4 protein-coding genes are annotated in these 4,341 nt (G+C 54.3%); all 4 read left to right on the top strand.

The features are described 5' to 3' along the window. The first annotated feature begins 384 nt into the window (after positions 1 to 384). Positions 385 to 2,241, top strand: a complete 1,857-nt coding sequence (glmS, locus tag ABX962_RS31320) for a glutamine--fructose-6-phosphate transaminase (isomerizing) (protein WP_372725484.1) — start codon at positions 385 to 387, stop codon at positions 2,239 to 2,241. Between the two features lie 63 nt (positions 2,242 to 2,304). Next, entirely contained in the window at positions 2,305 to 2,502 is a 198-nt protein-coding gene (locus ABX962_RS31315) for a hypothetical protein (protein WP_008706582.1), read from the top strand. 297 nt (positions 2,503 to 2,799) lie between these two features. Continuing rightward, complete coding sequence (locus ABX962_RS31310; RefSeq protein WP_372725482.1) at positions 2,800 to 3,810, top strand: NAD-dependent epimerase; 1,011 nt, start codon at positions 2,800 to 2,802, stop codon at positions 3,808 to 3,810. 201 nt (positions 3,811 to 4,011) lie between these two features. Then, positions 4,012 to 4,341 (top strand): AAA family ATPase (locus ABX962_RS31305; RefSeq protein ID WP_372725480.1); only part of this gene is annotated, 330 nt, incomplete at its 3' end.

Below are 4,341 nucleotides of genomic sequence, written 5' to 3'. Positions count from 1 at the left end.
GTAACCTATCTCGGACAACTTGCTGGACACCAACATGGGGGCAGTTGATTTCGCCATGATGGGGTGTTAAGTTGCCTTGTGATTGCCTAAAGGTTGTCAGCGGCACCTTTTGCCCCGTCGGCACATTTTGACTTTCCATTTCGTACCACCCGAACTATTTTTAGACTGCGTTTCGGTTCGGCAATTCGGTTCCGTTTGACCATGCGATGCCGCTGCGAACTTAGGCTCGACTTGGAACGGATTTTTGAACTAAGTTCAGCAAACTGAACAGGGTTTGTGTGTCATGATGAGCGAATTCGGAATGCATACGAGTCCATTTTTCCCATCCTCAAACACTCGGATTCCCGAGTTGCGTGGGACTGCCCTTCGCCAATAGGCAAACGTATGTGTGGAATTGTCGGTTACGTTGGAAGCGATAACGCAGGTAGCTTCCTGGTAGACGGTTTGCGTCGCTTGGAATATCGCGGCTACGACAGTGCAGGTGTCGCGATTTTTGGGGGCAATTCGTTTAGTGTCACTCGTTCGGTTGGACGTATCGATGCGCTCGCTTCGCAACTGGGGACCGTGCCACCCACAGGCACACTCGGGCTAGGTCACACGCGTTGGGCCACGCACGGACCTGCGACCGTCGAGAACGCGCATCCCCATCTCGGCGGCGATGGCGAAGTGGTCTTGGTTCACAACGGGGTGATCGAGAATTTTCAAGTTCTCAAAGACGAGTTGATCGCCAAGGGGTATCACTTTGCTTCGGCAACCGACAGCGAAGTGATCGCACATCTGGTCGCCGAAGGACTCAAGAATACGCCGGAAACCCCGGACCAACCCAACATCCGCTATCTGACGGCGGTGCAGTGGGCGATTTCACGGCTTCGCGGGACCTACGGTTTAGCAATCGCGTTTCGTGATCACCCGAACTTTATGATCGCGGCTCGCTTTGGCAGCCCGCTGGTGATCGGTGTGGGCAAAGGCGAGTACTTTGTTGCGAGCGACGCGTCGCCGTTGGTGGGCCGTACGGACCGGATTGTTTATTTGGCGGATCACCAAATTGCCGTGCTGACCCCCGAGGGATTTTCGGTACTGCACCGTGATCAGGGCAAAGTACGTGTCGACATTCGTCCGTTAGAGACCGAATCGGGCGAGGCCTCTCTGGAAGGTTTCGACCACTACATGCTCAAGGAAATCTACGAGCAACCCGAAGCGCTTCGCAACGCGATGCGAGGCCGATTGGACGACGAAAACGCGACCGCCGTCTTTGGTGGTTTGAATCTGACGCCGCAACAATTGCGAACGGTCGAACGGATCATTTTGACCGGCTGTGGAACCAGTTGGCACTCGGCGCTGGTGGGCGAATATCTGATCGAAGACCTCGCGCGTATTCCGGTCAACGTTGAATACGCCAGCGAGTTACGCTATCGAAATCCGCCCATCGAAAACAACACGTTGGTGTTCGGGATTACCCAAAGTGGTGAGACCGCGGATACGCTCGCAGCACTGCGAGAAACAAAACGCAAAGGTCACCGCGCGTTGGCGGTTTGTAACGTCGTCGGCAGCTCGATCGCTCAGGCCGCTGACGGAGGCGTCTACTTGCACGCCGGTCCCGAGATCGGAGTCGCAAGCACCAAGGCGTTCACGTCGCAGTGCTGTGTGCTCGCGATGCTTGCGTTGTACTTTGGTCGATTGCGGCATCTCAGTTTCGAAAGCGGCAAATCGATCATCGAAGATTTGCGTCAACTGCCCAACGCAGTCCAGCAAGCGTTGACGTGTAACGAACAGGTCCGCGATGTGGCCAAGAAGTATCAAAACGCATCGACGGTTTTGTATTTAGGTCGTCAATACAATTTCCCCACCGCGCTCGAAGGGGCGCTGAAGTTAAAAGAGATCAGCTACATACACGCTGAGGGATATCCAGCGGCGGAAATGAAGCATGGTCCGATCGCGCTAGTGGATAACGAAACCCCAAGCGTGTTTATCATTCCTCGCGGCACGACGTACGACAAAGTGATGTCGAACATGGAAGAGGTCAAAGCTCGTGGCGGTCCCGTGATCGCGTTGGCGAGTGAAGATGACCCGCAAGTCCAAGCGGTCGCCGACGATGTGATTGCGGTGCCTCAAGTCGCCGAATTTTTGCAGCCGATCGTGAATGTCGTGCCACTGCAATTGTTGTCGTATCACATCGCGCTTTTGCGAGGATGCGATGTGGATAAACCGCGAAACTTGGCAAAAAGTGTGACGGTAGAGTAATCCCGATTTTCCTGCTAAGTAAAAACACTCTTCTCCTCTTTCTCGATTGAAAAGAACGCAACCATGAAAAAGAATCGACTCAGCGACAATTCACGCAAAGCATTGATGATCAACATTGGTGAATCCGCAGGCAAGGAAGTGGCAGATTTGATTGCCCAAATGGCCGCCGAGATTGAAGAGCTTCGGCAAACGAAGGTCAGCGTGACTCGCATCGTGCCCGGCGTTCACGATTCCGTGGCGATGATCGAAGAACCCGTCTAAACACGGATTCCCATTCAAAGTGGGGGATTCGCAGGGACGGGGCAATGTCTCCGGCTTAACCCGAAGCGTAAGCGAGAGAAGCTTATTCTGGACTCCGTCCCTCGCTTACGCTTCGGGTTGCCGTTTTTTTAAGCCGGACGCTCTCTCGTGCTTCGCGGCTTTCCTGACCAACCCTTGCTTGGAAAGACACACGCCGCTCGCGAAGGCTCCGCGACATCCTCTGCCACTCTCTGGGCTGCATTTAGCCTGTTCCCCCCTCTCTCTCTCCATACTCTGGTCCTTGAACCCGATCCATTCATGAGCACTTACCTTGTTACCGGTACCGCCGGATTCATTGGTTATCATCTCGCCTTGCGACTTCTGAAGCAGGGTGTCGACGTCGTCGGTATCGACATCGTTAATGATTACTACGACGTTCAACTGAAACGTGACCGGCTTGCTCAGTTGCTTGATTTTGACAACTTCACTCCGATTGAATCGGATCTTGCGGACACCGCAGCGGTGATGGATGTGTTTCGCAAACATGACTTCAGCCGTGTCGTGCACTTGGCTGCACAAGCTGGTGTCCGCTACTCGCTCGAGAATCCTCACGCCTACGTGACAAGCAATGTGGTCGCGTTTATGAACGTGCTCGAAGCTTGCCGTCACGCCAAGACGCCGCACTTGACCTACGCCAGCAGCAGCAGCGTGTATGGCGGTTGCACTCAGATGCCATTCTCGGTGCATGACCGAGTCGACCATCCGCTTAGCCTGTATGCGGCGACGAAGAAGGGAAATGAGCTGACCGCGCACACCTACAGCCATCTCTATGATCTGCCGACGACGGGGCTGCGTTTCTTTACTGTCTATGGGCCTTGGGGACGTCCCGATATGGCGTTGTTCTTGTTCACCAAAGCAATTTTGGAAGGCAAGCCAATCAACGTGTTTAATCACGGCAAGATGCAACGTGACTTTACCTATATCGACGATATCGTCGAAGGCGTGCATCGCGTATCGGAACAGATTGCCCAGCCTAATCCGAATTGGGACAGCAATAATCCCGACCCGGCCACCAGCAAAGCACCTTACCGTGTCTTCAATATCGGCAACAATCAACCAGTCGAACTCGCACACTTCATCGAAGTGATCGAGAACGCGATTGGCATCAAGGCGGTCAAGAACATGATGCCGATGCAACCGGGCGACGTGCCGGCCACCTTTGCCGACGTCGATGCGCTGGAAGACGCCGTCGGATTCCGCCCCAAAACGTCAATCGAAACCGGGGTCAAGGCGTTCGTTGATTGGTACCGCGGATATTACAAAGTCTAATCGCCAACTTTTCTCGGACTTCTCTTCCGATTGGGTTTAGGATTTGTAACGGTTATGCCGATCCTAGTGATTAGATGCATTGCCCTGCTCGGTGGTTTTTGGTTCTAAGGGGGCAATGTGTCACAAAGAAGCTGTTAAAGCCGCTGTACTAGCAAAACGCAAACGCTTCAACGCCCCCTCGAAACAAGAAGTTCTCGACCCATGCAACGCCCCGATCAACAATACGTGACTCCACCGTTTCCAGCATTCCCAAGTGTTTCACGGTACGTTCCGCTTGGTTCGATCGCCGACGCGATGACGCGTGTCTGCCGCAGCGTGGATGCCCGTGAAGGCGTCTCGCTGGTCGTCGGACCTCCGGGCACCGGCAAGTCGCTGCTTTGTTCGCTGTTGGTCGATCGCTATCGTCAAACTCACGACGTTGTGATCCTGGGCGAAACGCCAATCGACACCCGAGCAGCCTATTTGCGTCATCTGCTGCATCATCTTGGTGCCGATTACCGCGGCATCGCTGATGCCGATCTGCAGTTGGCC

Origin of the sequence: Novipirellula sp. (assembly GCF_041583735.1) — a bacterium.
Classification (GTDB): Bacteria; Planctomycetota; Planctomycetia; order Pirellulales; family Pirellulaceae; genus Novipirellula.
This window is presented reverse-complemented; position numbering and strand designations above follow the sequence as displayed.